At 70.9% G+C, this 16,030-nt stretch carries 17 protein-coding genes; 4 read left to right on the top strand and 13 right to left on the bottom strand.

The annotated features are described in order from the left end of the window. From ACZ6WN_RS25245 to ACZ6WN_RS25230, 4 genes are read right to left on the bottom strand one after another with little or no spacing between them, the layout of a single operon-like run. Complete coding sequence (locus ACZ6WN_RS25245) at window positions 1-1,185, bottom strand: substrate-binding domain-containing protein (protein ID WP_465868639.1); 1,185 nt, start codon at window positions 1,183-1,185, stop codon at window positions 1-3. 29 nt (window positions 1,186-1,214) lie between these two features. Beyond that, window positions 1,215-2,108 carry an ABC transporter permease gene (locus tag ACZ6WN_RS25240; protein WP_465868637.1) on the bottom strand — a complete coding sequence of 298 codons (894 nt, stop codon included), beginning with the start codon at window positions 2,106-2,108 and terminating at the stop codon, window positions 1,215-1,217. Continuing rightward, window positions 2,105-2,845 (bottom strand): ABC transporter ATP-binding protein, encoded by a 741-nt coding sequence (locus tag ACZ6WN_RS25235; protein ID WP_465868635.1) that lies wholly within the window; start codon window positions 2,843-2,845, stop codon window positions 2,105-2,107. The genes ACZ6WN_RS25240 and ACZ6WN_RS25235 overlap by 4 nt, the downstream gene beginning before the upstream one ends. Before the next feature lies 1 nt (window position 2,846). After that, window positions 2,847-4,124, bottom strand: coding sequence for an amidohydrolase family protein (locus tag ACZ6WN_RS25230; protein ID WP_465868633.1), 1,278 nt, complete (start codon window positions 4,122-4,124; stop codon window positions 2,847-2,849). A gap of 169 nt (window positions 4,125-4,293) precedes the next feature. Between ACZ6WN_RS25230 and ACZ6WN_RS25225 the strand changes: the two genes are divergently transcribed. After that, a complete protein-coding gene (locus ACZ6WN_RS25225) occupies window positions 4,294-5,463 on the top strand; it encodes an MFS transporter (RefSeq protein WP_465868632.1) in 1,170 nt (389 codons plus the stop codon). Here the strand turns inward: ACZ6WN_RS25225 and ACZ6WN_RS25220 are convergent. Further along, window positions 5,350-6,213: a helix-turn-helix domain-containing protein gene (locus ACZ6WN_RS25220; RefSeq protein ID WP_465868631.1), complete on the bottom strand. Its 864-nt coding sequence runs from the start codon at window positions 6,211-6,213 to the stop codon at window positions 5,350-5,352. The genes ACZ6WN_RS25225 and ACZ6WN_RS25220 overlap by 114 nt on opposite strands. Window positions 6,214-6,290: 77 nt before the next feature. Then, window positions 6,291-7,040: an SDR family oxidoreductase gene (locus ACZ6WN_RS25215; RefSeq protein WP_465868629.1), complete on the bottom strand. Its 750-nt coding sequence runs from the start codon at window positions 7,038-7,040 to the stop codon at window positions 6,291-6,293. An 85-nt stretch (window positions 7,041-7,125) separates the two neighbouring features. On the opposite strand from ACZ6WN_RS25215, the gene ACZ6WN_RS25210 reads away from it, so the two are divergent. Beyond that, window positions 7,126-7,695 carry a TetR/AcrR family transcriptional regulator gene (locus tag ACZ6WN_RS25210; RefSeq protein WP_465868627.1) on the top strand — a complete coding sequence of 190 codons (570 nt, stop codon included), beginning with the start codon at window positions 7,126-7,128 and terminating at the stop codon, window positions 7,693-7,695. 70 nt (window positions 7,696-7,765) lie between these two features. Here ACZ6WN_RS25210 and ACZ6WN_RS25205 read toward each other — a convergent pair whose 3' ends face one another. The 3 genes from ACZ6WN_RS25205 to ACZ6WN_RS25195 form a co-directional block, all read right to left on the bottom strand. Beyond that, entirely contained in the window at window positions 7,766-8,587 is an 822-nt protein-coding gene (locus ACZ6WN_RS25205; protein ID WP_465868626.1) for an alpha/beta fold hydrolase, read from the bottom strand. A 177-nt stretch (window positions 8,588-8,764) separates the two neighbouring features. Further along, entirely contained in the window at window positions 8,765-9,142 is a 378-nt protein-coding gene (locus ACZ6WN_RS25200; protein WP_465868624.1) for a YdeI/OmpD-associated family protein, read from the bottom strand. Between the two features lie 9 nt (window positions 9,143-9,151). Then, window positions 9,152-10,654, bottom strand: a complete 1,503-nt coding sequence (locus tag ACZ6WN_RS25195) for an alpha/beta hydrolase (RefSeq protein WP_465868622.1) — start codon at window positions 10,652-10,654, stop codon at window positions 9,152-9,154. Between the two features lie 254 nt (window positions 10,655-10,908). On the opposite strand from ACZ6WN_RS25195, the gene ACZ6WN_RS25190 reads away from it, so the two are divergent. Next, the gene (locus ACZ6WN_RS25190) at window positions 10,909-11,658 is read left to right on the top strand and encodes an HAD-IIA family hydrolase (RefSeq protein ID WP_465868815.1); all 750 of its coding nucleotides are present in this window, start codon (window positions 10,909-10,911) and stop codon (window positions 11,656-11,658) included. A 57-nt stretch (window positions 11,659-11,715) separates the two neighbouring features. Here the strand turns inward: ACZ6WN_RS25190 and ACZ6WN_RS25185 are convergent, their stop codons facing one another. After that, complete coding sequence (locus ACZ6WN_RS25185) at window positions 11,716-12,828, bottom strand: GlxA family transcriptional regulator (protein ID WP_465868620.1); 1,113 nt, start codon at window positions 12,826-12,828, stop codon at window positions 11,716-11,718. Window positions 12,829-12,934: 106 nt separating this feature from the next. Between ACZ6WN_RS25185 and ACZ6WN_RS25180 the strand changes: the two genes are divergently transcribed. Beyond that, window positions 12,935-13,381, top strand: coding sequence for a MarR family winged helix-turn-helix transcriptional regulator (locus tag ACZ6WN_RS25180; protein WP_465868619.1), 447 nt, complete (start codon window positions 12,935-12,937; stop codon window positions 13,379-13,381). A gap of 42 nt (window positions 13,382-13,423) precedes the next feature. On the opposite strand, the gene ACZ6WN_RS25175 is transcribed toward ACZ6WN_RS25180, so the two are convergent. The 3 genes from ACZ6WN_RS25175 to ACZ6WN_RS25165 all read right to left on the bottom strand — a co-directional run bounded on the left by ACZ6WN_RS25175 (window position 13,424) and on the right by ACZ6WN_RS25165 (window position 16,005). Next, window positions 13,424-14,614, bottom strand: coding sequence for an acyltransferase family protein (locus tag ACZ6WN_RS25175; RefSeq protein ID WP_465868617.1), 1,191 nt, complete (start codon window positions 14,612-14,614; stop codon window positions 13,424-13,426). 78 nt (window positions 14,615-14,692) lie between these two features. Next, window positions 14,693-15,079, bottom strand: a complete 387-nt coding sequence (locus ACZ6WN_RS25170) for a hypothetical protein (RefSeq protein WP_465868616.1) — start codon at window positions 15,077-15,079, stop codon at window positions 14,693-14,695. A 104-nt stretch (window positions 15,080-15,183) separates the two neighbouring features. Next, window positions 15,184-16,005, bottom strand: a complete 822-nt coding sequence (locus ACZ6WN_RS25165; protein WP_465868615.1) for an aldo/keto reductase — start codon at window positions 16,003-16,005, stop codon at window positions 15,184-15,186. Between the last annotated feature and the right edge of the window lie 25 nt (window positions 16,006-16,030).

The following is a 16,030-nucleotide window of genomic DNA, read 5'->3' as shown; positions in this document are numbered from 1 at the left end:
TCACTTCATCGAGATCGAGTCGTCGATGAACCGGTTGTCATAGAGCGACTCCGGGTCGATGTCGTCGGAGGTGATCGTGCCGGCCTGCTTCATGATCGGCGCGAACGTCTCCACGATCTGCGCCATCCGCTCGGGGTCGAGCTGGCCGAAGACGCCCGACTTCGGGTCGTCGTGGACCAGGTCGAGGTCGGTCATCGTCTCGGCGGCGTACGCAGCGACACCCTCGCTGTAGGTCCAGCCGGTCTGGTAGCGCTCGACGATGTCGACGATGATCCCGTTGGCCCAGTCCGGGTCGGCCAGGTAGTCGATCTCGGCCTGCTGCATCACCGGGATGAGCTTCTCGAGGCAGTCGGCCTCCTTCGTGACGTCCTCGGCGCGCACGGCGACCGGCTCGGGGTAGATGCTGTAGCCGACCTCGGAGAGGAGCTGGTAGCCGATCGGCTTGCCCCAGCTGCTGATCTCCTTCTCGTAGATGTAGGGCTCTGCGGTGGCGAACCCCTGCTGCAGGATCGTGGGCTCGGTGACGAAACGCTGCGGGGTGCCCTCGTAGGAGAGGTCCGACTGCTTCTTCTCGATCATCCCCTGCGACTCGAGCAGCGCCGGGATCACGTCACCGGCGGTCACGACCGGGTCGCCGTCCTTCGCGGCCTCGGTGATGGTCGTCGCCTCGTCCTGGCTCTTCGGGTCCCACATCAGGATCTGCGGCGAGACGGTCAGCTGCGAGGTCAGCGCCACGGTCGGCTGCTTCTCCGCGGCGGCGATCGCCGCGTCGGTGTTGACCGCACCGATGAGGATGTCCTTGTCGAGGTACATCGTCGCCGGGACGGGCTGGAACCCGGTCGCCGGGCCACCGGAGCGGACCTCGATCTTCACCCCGGTGTCGACGCCACCGGAGACCAGCGGCCCGGTGACGGTCTTCTTGTCGGTGTCGACGGTGTAGCCCTCTCCGATGAGGCTGTACATGCCGCCGTGCTCGGCCTCGGGCTGCCAGTCCTGCTGCATCACCACGGTCGCCGGGCAGACGTCGGAGAGGTCCTTCGCGCTGCCCTTCTCCGCCTGCGTCACCTCGGCGGCGGTCGCGGTGTTGGTGGAGCCGGCGTCGCTGCCGCAGCCGGCCAGGGCGAGCGGGACGACGGTCGAGAGTGCTACCAGGGCAGCAGTACGCAGGGGAATGTGTCGGTTCATGCTGGGTCCGTTTCTGGGGGAGGGAGGGGTCAGCGCTCGCCGTACCACTTGCCGATGACGGCACGGTCGAGAGCGGCGAAGGCCGAGAAGACGACGACACCGAAGAGGGCGGTCAGGATGATCGCCATGAAGAGCGGCTCCATGCTGAGCCGCAGCGTGTAGACGCGGAGCAGGCCGCCGATGCCGGGGCTGCCCTGCTGGAAGTAGAAGTCACCGACGATCACGCCGATGACCGACAGCCCGGCGGCGTTGCGCAGGCCGGTGAAGATCGCGGGCATCGCCGCGGGCAGCTGCAGCTTGATCAGCCGCTGCAGCCGGGACGCGCGGTTGAGGGTGAAGAGGTCGTGCGCCGGGGCGGTCGCCGACTGCAGGCCGAAGAGGGTGTTGGCGATCATCGGGAAGACGGCGATGATCACGCAGACCACGATCCGGGCGGGGACGCCGTAGCCCATCCAGATCCCGATCAGCGGGGTCAGTGCCAGGATCGGGACGGTCTGCAGGATCACCGCATACGGGTAGAGCACCTTCTCCAGGAGCCGGGTCTGGGCCATCACCATCGCCCAGGCCATCCCGATCACCACCGAGATCACCAGACCGGCCAGCGCAACCTGGACCGACTGCCACAGCGCCGCGAGCATCGGCTGCATGACCTCCGGGCGGCCGAGCGTCTCCCCGAAAACCTGGTGCGGCGGCGGGAGCAGGAATCGCTTGTCCTCACCCAGGACGACGTACGTCACCAGATACCACAGCCCCGCCAGACCGGCCAGCGCCGCGATCATCGGCAGCACCTTGGCCACGAGGCGCCCGAGGACCGGGGACGTACGTCTCCTGGTTGGCGCTTCCTGGGTGACCTCGGTCGCGGGTGCGACGTCCGGCTCGACAACCGGCCCAGTGCTCACTTCGGTGCTCACTTCGGTGCTCATGCGTGCTCCTCCAGTGCCGCGGAGACCTGGCCGACCAGGTGGGCGAAGTCGGACTCGAACCGCAGCTCGGGCGGTCGCGGGAACTCCCAGGGCACCGGGATCTCGGCCACGATCCGGCCCGGCCGCCCGCTCATCACCACGACGCGCGTGGAGAGGTAGACCGCCTCGGCCACGGAGTGGGTGATGAAGAGGCCCGCGAAGCCCTTCAGTCGGAAGAGCCGCTGCAGCTCGGTCTGCATCGCCAGCCGGGTGATCTCGTCGAGCGCGCCGAACGGCTCGTCGAAGAGGGCGAGGTCGGGCTCGGCGACCAGCGCGCGGGCGATCGAGACCCGCATCCGCATGCCTCCGGAGAGCTGGCGCGGATGCTGCTTCTCGAAGCCGGTGAGGCCGACCAGATCGAGCACCTCCTGGGCGACTCGTCGCCGCTGCTCCCTCGACAGGCCGCTCAGCTCGCCGATCAGCTCGACGTTCTTGCGGGCGCTGCGCCACTCCAGCAGGGTGGGGTCCTGGAAGACGTAGCTGGTGGTGCCGGCATCGACCTCGACGCGGCCGACCGTGGCCTCCTCGAGTCCCGAGGCGAGCCGGAGCAGGGTGGACTTGCCGCAGCCGGAGGGGCCGACGACGGAGACGAACTCGCCGGCGTCGACGCTCAGGTCGACCCCGGTCAGCGCCGTCGTGCCGGTCGGGAAGCGTTTGGTCACCCCGGTGAGGGCGAGCGTGGCGGTGGTCGTTTTCATGTCACCTCGGCATGGGATCGAGATCGAGGACGGTGCTGACGCGGGTGTCGGCGAGCACGCGGCCGCCGTGGACGACGACACGGGCGGTGGGGGCGCCCGCGACGACCTCGTCGAGGGGCACGTCGGGCACGAGCAGGAAGTCGGCGCGGCTGCGCGGCCCGGTGCCCGCGGCCGGGAGCCCGAGCACGGTGCGGGTGGTGGTCGTGACGGCGGCGAGGGCCTCAGCGGGCCGGAGATGACCGGCGGCGACCAGGAGCGAGGTGGTCTCGAACGGGTCCGCCCGGCCGACCGGGTTGAACGGGTCGCGCAGGTTGTCGGCGCCGGCCGCGACCGGCACGCCGGCCTCGAGCAGAGCCCGGAGGGCGGTGAGGCCCCGCGGCACCGCCCCGTCGGCGTCGCGGCCCTGCAGGTAGAGGTTGGTGATCGGGAGGGTCACGATGCCGATCCCCGCCTTCGCCACCAGGTCCACGACCGGGCGCCGGCGCTCGTGGTCGAGCATGCCGAGGCGTACGCAGTGGGAGGCGGTGACCCTCTGCTGCATGCTCCGGGCGATGACCTGCTCGGCGAGGTCGGCCAGGTCGAGGTGAGCGGTGGTGGTCTGCTCGTCGGTGTGCAGGTCGACGGGAAGGCCGGAGCGCTCGGCGTGGTCGAGGATGCGGCTGGTCTCCTTGGCCGGCTCGTCGGCCAGGTGGGGGCACCCGCCGAGGACATCGATCCCGCGGCCGATCGCGTCCTCGATCACCGAGTCGGGAACGTCCTGACCGGCGAGCAGGCAGACCTGGAGATCGACCACGCCCCTGAGCTCCTCGCGCAGGCCGAGCAGGGCATCGACCCCACGCAGCGGGTCGCCCGCGAGGAGCGCGTCGGCATGCGTACGGATCGTGGTGATGCCGTTCGCGACGTAGCGACGGACCGCCCGCCGGGCGCGCTCGGCGAAGTCGTCGGCGGTGAGGGTGGGGACGAGCGAACGCCACTGCTCGATCGCGGCGACCAGGTCGTTGCCCGCCCGCGGCCCGGGCGCGACCAGCTCCGCGCTCAGCGCCTTGTCGAGGTGGGCGTGCGGCTCGCCGGCACCGGGGATCAGCCGCCAGCCGGCGGCGTCGGTCCCGGGACCGCCCTCGACCGGCCGGACGACGGCGATCTCCCCGTCGGCGAGATCCAGATCGGCGAGGGTGCCGTCCAGGAGGCGTATGTTTCGCAGCGCCGTCAGCTCCACGCCGGCCAGACGCGCCGGACCGTCCGCCGGCCCGATCTGTCCTGCCCCTCGTGCCCCGGTCATCGGCTACCCTCCCCGTCAAAAATGTTGATGAGATGAACATTTTCGAGCGTAGGGAGCGGTTATTTCGGCGGCGTAACCGTTTCGGTCCTCCTCGATGAAACCCCCATCCGGTCAAGCACGGGCGACAGGCGATCAACGCGGGCGCTCGGATCGCGGCGACGATCGAAGGGTGACAACGACTTCGCCTGAAACGACCCCGTCCCCGACCACCGCCCGAGGCCGCGCGGCGCCGGTGGTCGCGCTCGCCGCCGGGATCGCGATCCTGGTCTCGAGCGAGTTCCTGCCCGCGGGCGTCCTGCCCACGATGGCGCGCGACCTCGGCATCAGCGAGGGGACCGCCGGGCTGGCGGTGGCCGCGACGGCGATCGCCGGAGCCCTGACCGCACCGACCATCGCCATGATCCTGCCCCGGATGGACCGACGTACGCTGCTGGTCGGCCTGCTGGTCGCCGCGGCCGTCGCCAACCTGGCGGTGGCGGTCTCCCCCGGTTTCGTCGTCCTGCTCCTCGGCCGGCTCGTGCTCGGCGCGGCGATCGCCGGCTACTGGTCCTTCGCCTTCGCCGTCGGGACGTACGCATCCCCGGGCCGTGACCACGTCATCTCGACCTCGATCGCGCTGGGCGTCACCGTGGCCACGATCCTCGGCCTGCCGCTGGGCTCGCTGCTCGCCGACGGCCCCGGCTGGCGCTGGGGGTTCGCCGCGGCCGCGGTGCTGAGTCTGGTCGCCGCCGCCGCGCTGGCGCGGGCGCTGCCGCCGGTGCCGGCCCACCCCTCGGCCGGGCTGAGCATGATGCGTCAGGCGCTGCGCAACCCGCTCCTGGTGGCCGGTGTGGTGGTGCTCGTCGTGGCGGTGCTCGGGAACTTCGTGGCGTACCCGTTCATCCGGATCGCCATCGCCGAGACCTCCCCGGGCGCAGGCATGTGGATGCTGGCGCTGTGGGGTGTCGGCGGTCTCTTCGGCAACCTGGCGGCCGGCCGGTTCTCCCACCGCCTGCGTGCGGTCGTGACCGTCGCGCCGCTCCTGCTCGCCGGCGGGCTGGTGCTGACCGTCCTCGCCGAGAGCACACCGGTGATGGCGCTGGCGATGCTCGTGTGGGGGTTCGGGTTCAACATGGTGCCGGTCGGCACGCAGCTGTGGGTCACCCGCGCCGAGCCCGAGCGGACCGAGTCGGCGCTGGCGCTCCAGGTGACCGCCTTCCAGATCGCGATCACCCTCGGCGCGGCGCTAGGAGGCGCGGTCCTCGACCAATACGGCGTCGGGCGCGTGCTGATCTTCGGCGCGATCGGTGCGGCCCTCGCCGCGGCGGGCTTCGGGGCGCTCCGCGTCCCGCGCTCCTGAAGGATCCTCGCGCCAGGCCTGCGGACCGATCCCATGGGTCGCACTGAAGGCGCGGCTGAAGGCCGCACCAGACCCGTAGCCCACGGCGAACGCCACCTGCTCGACCGGACGGTCACCGTCGGCGAGCAGGTGGCGGGCCGCACGCATCCGCACGTCCCGCAGCGCCTCGCTCGGGCTCTGCCCCAGACCCCGCCGGAACCGCTCCCCCAGCGCCGACCTCGACAGGTGCACCGACTCCGCCATCGCCTCGACCGACCAGGCCCGTCCCGGATCCGCGATCAGCGCGGACAGGACCTGCGCGACCGTCGGGTCGAGGACGGGCGCGGGAGCGTCGGTCCCGCGCCCGGTGTCCTCGAGCCAGGAGGCGGTCATCGCGGCCCCGAGCAGCGACGCGTAGCCCGAGGCGAAGAGCGCCGAGGGCCGGCACGGCCCGGCCAGCGGGCAGCGCCGCACCAGCTCGGCCACGCCGCCGTGCCGGCCGACGAAGTCGCGCACGACCAGCGGGTTGGCGAGCGGGTAGGCCACCGCGACCGCCCGCAGGTCGGCCCGGGTGAGCGCGGCCCCGTCACGGGTCGCCAGCCGGTGCCGGACCTGTCCCCCGACCAGAACCGCGTCGCCCGCGCGGAGCAGGTGCGACTGCCCGGCGGCGGTCAGCACGATCGTGCCGTCGTCGACGAGCAACCAGGTGGCGGAGCGTACGTCCTCACCGGCGGAGCCGGCGGGCAGCACCTCCTGATGGGCGAGCGTCATCTCCCATGACGAACGGTCCTGGTTCACACCTCACCCAGCGCGCGGGCGGCGCCGGGCTATTCCCGCCCACCTCCGGATCAGGCCAGATAGCCGCCGTTGGTGTCGAGGACCGCGCCGGTGATGTAGGACGCGGCCGGGGTGGCGAGGAAGCGGATCCCCTCGGCCTGCTCGGCCGGCAGGCCCTGACGCTGGATCGCCAGGTTCGCCGTCAGCGCGGCCAAGACCTCCGGGTCCGGCTCCATGTCCGTCGCCATCAACCCCGCCTGGATCACGTTCGCGGTGATCCCACGCGGAGCCAGGTCGCGGGCGATCCCGCGGGTGTAGGCCGTGATCCCCGCCTTGGTCGCCGCGTAGTCGGCCGTCCCGGGGAGGCCGGTGCGAGCCCCGAGGCCCGAGCTCACCGTGATGATGCGCCCTCCCTCACGCAGGACCTTCGCCGCAGCGCGGGTGATGGCGATGACGCCCGCGTAGTTCGTGGCGTGCATGCGGTCCCACTCGGCGACATCGGCGTCCGGCGAGTCCACCGGGGTCCAGGCGTTGACGCCGATCGCCGCGTTGTTGACCAGGATGTCGAGGCCGCCGAAGTGTGCGGTGACGTCGGCGATGAGCTCCGGCGCAGCGGCCGGGTCGGCCTGGTCGCTGCGGAACGCCGCCGCTCGCACACCCAGCGCCGTCAGCTCCTCGACCACGGCTGCCGCCTTCTCCGTCGACGCGACATAGCTGATCGCGACGTCGGCACCGTCAGCCGCGAGGGCTCGCGCGGTCGCCGCCCCCAGGCCTCGGGAACCACCGGTGACCAGTGCGACCTTGTTCTTCAGTGCGGACACGTTCACTCCTGAGCTAGTTCTTGACCGTTCGGTCCACCATAGGCAGTTCTGGACCATTCGGTCAATAACGATTAGGATCGGGACCATGGCACGACCGCGGAGCTTCGACGAGGACCAGGTGCTGCACGAGCTGCGAGACCGGTTCTGGGACGCCGGCTACTCGGCGACCTCCCTGCAGGACCTGATGCGCATCAGCGGCCTCGGCAAGGGCAGCCTCTACGCGGCGTTCGGCGACAAGCACACGCTCTTCCTGCGTACGCTTCGCACCTATATCGCCGAGGGCAACGAGGGCCTGCGCAGGACCCTGGAGGACGAGCCTCGCGCGATCGACGCGCTCCGGAAGATGCTCCTGGCGCCCGTCAACCCGGGCGCCGAGCGCGGCTGCTTCCTGGCGAACTCCACCTGCGAGCTGGCGACCCAGCACGCCGACGTACGCGTCGAGGCGCGAGCGGCGTACGAGACGATGACTCAGCTGATCACGGCCTGTGTCGCGCGTGCGCAGCGCGAAGGCGACCTCCCCGCGCAGGAGGACGCGGAGGAGATCGCGCGGTCCCTGCTCGCCGCGCAGCAGGGGCTGGTGTACATGGGGCGTACCGGCATGGACGTCGAGACGCTCCGCTCCGTCGCCCACTCGCTGGCGGACCGTCTTCTCTGACGGCCGCCGGCCGAGCAGGGCACACGCCACCTGCTCGACCGGACGGCGACCGCCGGGCGGTCCTGGAGTGTCAGTCGGCGATGAACTCGAGGATGTCGGCGATGAGGGCCTGCTGGTAGTCGCCCGCGATGCCGTGCGGAGCGCCTTCGTAGACCTTCAGGGTGCCGTCGGCGACCAGCTTGACCGCCTTGTCGGCGGCGGCCGCGATCGGCACGATCTGGTCGTCGGAGCCGTGCGCGATCAGGATCGGCACCTCCAGCGCCTTCAGGTCCTCGGTGAAGTCGGTCTCGGAGAAGACCTTGACGCAGTTGTACGCAGCGACCAGACCGGCCAGCATCCCCTGGCGCTGGAAGTCGTCGATGAGGCCCTGGGAGACCTTGGCGCCGTCGCGGTTGAAGCCGTAGAACGGCACCGCCAGGTCCTTGTAGAACTGGGAGCGGTCGGCGAGCACACCGGCGCGGATGCCGTCGAAGGCCTCGATCGGCGTCCCCTCGGGGTTGGTCTCCGACTGGACCATGACCGGCGGCACGGCGCCCGCGGTGACGACCTTGCGGACCCGGCCCTTCCCGTGCTGGGCGGCGTAGCGGACGACCTCGCCGCCACCGGTCGAGTGTCCGATCACGACCAGCTCGGTGAGGTCGAGGTGCTCGATCAGCTCGGCCAGGTCGCGGGCGTAGGTGTCCATGTCGTGACCGACATCGGTGTTGGTCGAGCGGCCGTGGCCGCGGCGGTCGTGCGCGATCGCCCGGTAGCCGGCGTCGGCGAGCAGCTTGGACTCGACGGCCCAGGCGTCCGAGCTGAGCGGCCACCCGTGGCTGAGCACGACCGGCTTCCCGGTGCCCCAGTCGGTGTAGTAGATCTCGGTGCCGTCGGAGGTGGTGAAGGTTGGCATGGTGGGAGTCCTCGAGGTTCTGCGCCGGCCCGCCGCCCCCATCGCCGAAGCTGTCGCGGTCCCGACGCCAGGTCAATCCTCTGCCTCGAGTGCCCCCTCCGGCCCCGCCCCATCTGCCCGATACCCCACGAATCCGGACACGTTCGACCGCACGTCGACCGCAACGGTCGGGCCCCGTCAGGTCCAGGGGTCGTCCCAGCGGCCGTCAGCCTGCGCCGCCCGCACCTCGGCCAGCCCCGCCGGCCGCATCCGGCCCTCGGTGGTGAGCCGCTCGACCTTGGAGATGTTGAGCCGCGACCACTTCGAGCCCGGACGCCGGCGGGTGTAGCGCTGCAGGTAGGTCTCCTCATCGCCCCGGCGACGTACGGCCGAGATCCAGCCGAAGCAGAGGCCGACATCGACGAGCTCGTCCGAGGAGAGGGAGGCCGGCTCGACGCCCTTGCGGGTCAGCCGCAGCCACACCGCGCGGGTCTCGGGACTCGCGGCCTCGAACCAGGCCTCCACCTCGGCCACGGACGGCCGGTCCAGCACCGGCTCGCCGTCGATCGTCTCCACCCGGCCAACCTAATGGTCGGCCGAGCAGTGGTAGTCGCGCGCGGGCCGCTCACCGGTGATCAGGTAGGTCGTCACCGCGTGGTTCGCGCAGCGGTTCTTGCCCGCCGGGTAGACGCCGTGGCCGCTCTGGTCGGCGGTCACCATGGTCGCCCGCTCGCCCAGCGCCGCCCGCATCTCCCGCGCACCGGCGAGCGGTGTCGCCGGGTCGCGCAGGTTCTGCACCATCAGGACGTTGGACGGACCCTGATCGGTGATCCGGACCGGCGGTTCGGTGGGTGCCGGCCAGTACGCGCACGGCGTGATGTTGGCTCCGGCGGCACCGAACAGCGGATACCTGATCCGGTCGACGGCGACGTTGCGCTGGTAGGTGGCCACCGACTTCGGCCAGCGCGCGTCGTTGCAGATCATGTAGTAGCGACCGGAGATGAGGTTGTCCACGTCGCCGACGGCGTCGCCTCCGGGCAGCGGTGGCGGCGGCTGGTTCGCGTCGACCGCCTTCCAGATGTCCGCGAGCAGCGGCAGCTGGGTCGGGCCGTACAGCAGACCGAAGTTGATCAGCCGGAACGCGGCGTGGTCGAAGGGGCCGTCCGGCGTCTCGATCGGCTTCTTCTCCAGCCGCTCGGCGAGATCGAAGTATGTCGCCCGCACCTGTGCCGGTGTCTTGCCCAGGCCGTACTCGCGGTGGTTCGCAGCAGCGAACTTCGCGAAGGCCGGGAAGGTGTCCTCGACGCCCTGCGACCACAGCCGGTTGCCCGCGTAGTCCCAGCCACCCGGGGCCAGGTTGCTGTCGAGCACGATCCGGTCGCCGCGCTGCGGGAACAGGGTGGCGTAGACCGCGCCCAGGTGGGTGCCCCAGGAGGCACCGGCGTACGACAGCTTCGACTCGCCCAGCGCCGCCCGGATCCGGTCCATGTCACGTGCGGTGTTGGCCGGGTTGATGTGCGGCAGCATCCAGGAGGTCTTGGAGGTCGCGCACTGCTCGGCGATCTGCTTGCTCACCGCTGCCTGCTCGGTCACGTCGGCAGCGTCGAGGGCGTACGGCGGGATGTTCCCGGTCAGATACTGCTCCTCGGTGAGGTCGCAGGTCACCGGCGTGCTGCGGGCGATCCCGCGCGGGTCGAAGCCGATCACGTCGTAGCTGTCCCGGACGCTCTGCGGGAGACCCATCGCGACGAGCATGGCCGGGTAGCCCTCGCCCGCGGAGGGGCCGCCGGGGTTGGTCACCAGGATGCCGCGCCGCTTGTCGGGCTTCGCGCTCGGCAGCCGGGAGACCGCGATGTCGATCGTCTTGCCGTCGGGGTCGCTGTAGTCCAGCGGGACCTTCAGGGTGCCGCACTGCATCCCTTTCGGGATCGGCACCGGCGAGATGTCGGCGGGGCACGTGCCCCACGTGATGCCATCCGGTGGCGCGGCCTGCGCCGCGGCTGCGGCCGGGCCCGGCGAGACCCCTGGAGCCAGGGTGGCCGCCAGCGAGACGACGGCTGCGGTGAGCGGTATCGAGATGCGTTTCATGTCTTCCTCCCGAGGATGGTGACGGAACGGTGTCAGTCTTCGCCGATCGGAGGGCGGAGACATCCGGCCGAGGACCATTCCCGGGGTGGCCGAAAGCACTATTGACGGGTGGGGAAAGTAGGAGTGGCCCAGATCACCGCCCCTGCCGAAGACGCTTGCCGTACGAGTCGGCGACAACGGTTGGCGGTTGGCCCGTGATCGGCGAGGATGTCTCCGTGATCGACGAGCGCCCCATCAACACATGGCTGACCGACATGGACGGTGTCCTGGTGCGCGAGGAGGAGCCGATCCCGGGCGCCGCCGAGTTCCTGGCGAAGCTCACCGAGGCGTCGGTGCCGTTCATGGTGCTGACCAACAACTCGATCTACACCCCGCGGGACCTCCGGGTCCGGCTGCTCCGCTCCGGCCTGGACGTGCCCGAGAAGTCGATCTGGACCTCGGCGATGGCCACCGCGCAGTTCCTCGCCGACCAGCGGCCGGACGGCTCGGCGTACGTCGTGGGCGAGGCCGGGCTGACGACTGCACTGCACGCGGTCGGCTACGTGATGACGGAGAACGACCCCGACTACGTCGTGCTCGGCGAGACCCGCACCTACTCGTTCGAGGCGATCACCCGGGCCATCCGGCTGATCGAGGGCGGCGCGCGGTTCATCGCGACCAACCCCGACCCGAGCGGGCCGAGCCCGCAGGGCACGCTCCCCGCGACCGGCTCCGTCGCGGCGCTGATCAGCGCCGCGACCAACCGGGCGCCCTACTTCATCGGCAAGCCGAACCCGCTGATGATGCGCAGCGCCCTCAACCAGCTCGAGGCCCACTCCGAGACCACGGTGATGATCGGCGACCGGATGGACACCGACATCATCAGCGGCCTCGAGGCCGGGATGCGCACCATCCTCGTCGAGACCGGATCGACCAGGCCCGAGCAGGTCGAGACCTTCCCGTTCCGGCCCACGCGCGTGGTCGCGTCCATCGCCGACGTACTGCCGCTCGTCGACGGTCAGTAGGGCAGCGGGCCCTCGACGTAGGTGAAGCCGTCGGGATCGCTGAGCACGGCGGTCGGCTCAGTCCGCGAGCTCGAACCGGGCCCGTCCCCTGCGCCGCCCGCGTTCGGTGGCGAGCGCCGACCAGAACCGGCGCTGGTACTGCGACGGTGAGATGCCGAGCCGCGCGACGAACGTACGCCGCAGCGCCTCCGGGCTGCCGTACCCCGACTGCGCCGCCGCCTCGGTCACGCTCGCACCGCTCTCGAGGCGTATCCGGGCGAGGTCGAAGCGCACCGCGGTGACGTACTCGGAGGGCGACTGGCCGAGCTCGTCGCGGAAGCGCCGGGCCAGGTGGCGCGGGCTGGTCGAGACGAGGCGGGCGAGGTCGGTCACGGTCCAGGCGCGGGTGGGATCGGCGTCGACCAGATCGGTCGCCCGGCGGACGATCGAGGTGGCCTGCGCGCGCGCCCGCAGCGGGACCGAGTACTGCGACTGGCCGCCGGAGCGCTGCAGGTAGACGAGCAGCAGCTGGGCGACCTGGCGCGAGACGTCGGCGCTGTGGTCGTCCTCCACCAGGGCGAGGGCGACGTCGATACCGGCCGCCACACCGGCGGAGGTCCAGATGTCTCCGTCGCGTACGAAGATCGCGTCGGGCTCGACGCGCACGTCCGGATAGCGCCGCGCCAGCTCGGGTGCGAACTTCCAGTGCGTGGTCGCGCGCCTGCCGTCGAGCACGCCGATCTCGGCCAGCACGAACGCGCCGCTGCAGATCGACACCACCCGCCTGGCACGCGAAGCCAGCGAGATCGCGGCCTCGGTCAGCGGGCCGCGTACGAACTCGTGGGGTGGCCGCTCGCTCCCCGGCACGACCACGGTGTCGAACTCACCCGCGTCGTGGGCCGCGCCGTGCACGGAGACCCGGGTGCCGAGCGAGGTCACCACGTCCTGGCCGTCCGGCGAGAGCAGCAGGATGTCGTAGCCGTCCACTGCCTGGTTGGCCTCGACGAAGACCTCGGCGGGACCGACGTAGTCGAGCGTCTTCACGCCGTCGTAGAGCAGGAACGCGATGCGCCGGCGGGCGCGGGAGGAGCCCACGCGACCATCGGCAGGACCGAGGTCGAACAGGCAGAGCGGGTCGGCGACGAACTCGGCTGTCGGCGGCTCCAGGACGGGCTTGGATATGTCGTTCACTCCTCGAAGCAGAATACCTTGCGTACAAGGAATCTACGTCGGACTTACCTTGCACGCAAGGCTTCGCTTCAAAACCCTTGCGCGCAAGGGGTTGTAGGGTGGAGGCATGACGGAGACTCGCCACAGCCTGGAGCTGAGCGAGCAGCTGTGCTTCTCGCTCTACACCGCGCAGCGGCTCGTGACCGCGGCATACCGACCGATCCTCGACGCCCTGGGCCTGACCTATTCGCAGTACGTCGCCATGCTGGTGCTGTGGGAGAGCTCCCCCGTCACCATGGGCGAGCTCGGCGAGCGGCTGGGCCTGGACTACGGCACCGTCACACCGCTGGTCAAGCGCCTGGAGGCCGCAGGGCTGGTCACCCGCGAGAAGCGCCCCGAGGACCAGCGCAGCGTCAGTGTCGTGCTGACCGATGCCGGGACGGAGCTCCGCAACCGAGCCGCAGGCGTGCCCGACACGATCGCCGAGGTGATGGCGCTGCAGACCGAGGAGTTCACCACGCTCAAGGACTCGCTGGACCACCTCAGCGACAACGTCGCCAAGCGCCTGCCCTGAGCCGCCGAGGCGTCTTCGTCCGTTCGGTCCTCCAGCCCGACCTCACCGCATTCCGAACAGGAACCGGGTCACCGACGTACGCCTGACGAGGAGGTCGTAGAGGCCGACGGTGAGCAGCAGCGAGGCGGCGACGATGACCACGTACTGGAGGAGCGCCGGGAGGGGCCAGCGGATCACGACGTACGCGACGCCGACCACGACCGGTTGATGCAGGATGTAGATCGGCAGGACCGCTGGGCCGAGGTAGCCGGCCGACCGGGCGCGCAGCGACGAGCCGTCCCCGCGCGGTGCGGCCCGCGGGCGATCCAGCAGCCCGAGGATCGCCACGACCGCGCACCAGCCGACCGCTCCGTAGAACGCCCGGCCGACCATCGCCAGCGGGCTCGACTCGACGAACGGCTCGTCGGTGAGAAAGAACCCCGGGGCGCCACAGCAGAAGAGGAGCACCGCCGCCACGAGCGCAGTCCTGCCGACCCGCTGCATCGCGTCGCGGAGCCGATCGTCGGCGGCGACGAGCAGGCCGAAGGAGAAGAAGAGCAGGTAGGCCAGCCGATGCCAGCCGCCGTAGTCGACCTCCAGCCCCCACACCGCGCACACCAGCGCCAGCGGGAGCCCGGCGAGCAGGATCGTCCACGGCCGCCGCTCGACCGCCCGCACGCCCACCGAGAGCGCACGCGCGCGCCACTCGCCCGGCACCAGCGCCACCGGCACCGCCACCACCAGCGAGAACGCGAGCAGCAGGACCACGAACCACAGGTGCCCCGACTCGAACTGCTCACCGCGGACCAGGAAGGGCAGCCGCCCCAGCGAGAGGTGGACGTCGAAGAAGATCGGGAGATATTCGACGTACGACTCGGGGTGGCCGTCAGCACGCCACCGGAGCCATTGCGGGAACGGCAACAGGGCGAAGACGGAGAAGATCAGAGGTACGCCGAGGCGGCGCAGCCGCTCCAGGACGAATCCGCTGCCACCGCGGCGGCGCAGCGACTGCGCCGCCCCGAACCCGGCGATCACGAAGAGCAGCGGCATCGCCCAGACCACCACCGGGCCGGCCGCCATCGAGAGTGGTGCCGTGGTGTCGTTGTGGACGTAGAAGTCGGTCTCGGAGTCGAAGACCAGCGCGGAGTGGAAGAAGACCAGCCCCACGACCACCAGCGCCCGCAGCGCATCCATCTCCGAACGCCGCTCGGGCCGGGCGGTGCCCGCCGCTTCCCCCGCCGGGACGGCCGTCATGACGCCTCAACGTAGCCTCCTCCGAGCGCGCTGTCGCCCCCAATTGGAGGCGGCCCCGAGGACCGGGCGCCGGCCGGCTCAGTCGGTCAGACGCAGGTCGCCCTCGGCCCGGGGCGGCAGGTGGGAGAGGGCGGCCTGGACGAGCGCGACGCGCGCCTTGACCGTGACCGCCCGGCGGAGCCGGCCGACGTCGTCACCGATGTTGCGCTCGACGGACTCGCGGATCTGCTCCTCCGGGAAGGACGGGCGACCACCGACGGGGACGTCGACGTCGGGCAGGTCGGTGAGCACCGGGAAGATCTGGGTGCCGATGCCGTCCAGGAGCTTGAAGCGCTGGAAACGGTCGGTCTCGTCCCAGACCTTGTCGATGTCTGCACCGCCCTTGCGGAACTTCCGGCCGGAGGCCAGGACGGACTTGGCCGTCCCGGTCAGGGCCACGGTGAGCTCGTGCTCGGTCAATCGCATGAGCCAAGCATGCCCCGAACCGGTCCGGACATCTGCCCTGGGCTGATCACCGATCGATAACACCTGCTCGCCCAGATATCAGGGCCAGATGTCAGGCCCAGATATCAGGCGGCGTTGAAGGTCGCCGGGTCCGGGCCGGTGCGGCCCTCGCTCTCCAGGGCGTCGATCGCGGCCAGGTCGGCGGTAGTGAGATCGAAGCCGAACACGTCGAGGTTCTGCGCGATCCGCGAGGGGGTCACCGACTTGGGGATCACGACCCGGCCCTGCTGGAGGTGCCAGCGCAGGATCACCTGGGCGGTGGTGCGGCCGAGGCGGTCGGCGATCGCGGTGATGACCGGGTTCTGGAGCATGGCGCCCTGGGCGAGCGGGCTCCAGGCCTCGGTCGCGATCCCGAGGCGGTCGTCGGCGGCGACCGTCGCACGCTGCTGCAGCGCCGGGTGCAGCTCGATCTGGTTGACCGCCGGCACCGTGCCGCCGAGCCCGACGATCCGGTCGAGGTGCTCGGGCAGGAAGTTCGAGACGCCGATGGCGCGGGTGCGGCCCGCGGCGTACAGCTCCTCGAGGCCCTGCCAGGCGCCGACGTACAGGTCACGGGCCGGGGTGGGCCAGTGGATCAGGTAGAGGTCGACCTGGTCGAGACCGAGCAGCTCCAGGCTCTTCTCGTACGCCTCGACCGGCCGCTCGTGGTCGGCGTTCCAGAGCTTCGTGGTGATGAAGAGCTCCTCGCGAGCGATGCCCGACGTCGCGAGCGCGCGGCCGACACCGGCCTCGTTGCCGTAGACCGCCGCGGTGTCGATGCTGCGGTAGCCGGCCTCGAGCGCGGCGGTCACGGCCGCCTCGGTCTCCTCGTTCGGCACCTGGAAGACGCCGTAGCCGAGCTGCGGCATCTCGACGCCGTTGTTGAGGGTGATGTTCGGGATGGTCATGAGACTTCTCTTCTTTCCGGAGTTG

This window comes from Nocardioides sp. NPDC054178 (assembly GCF_055585005.1).
This window is presented reverse-complemented; position numbering and strand designations above follow the sequence as displayed.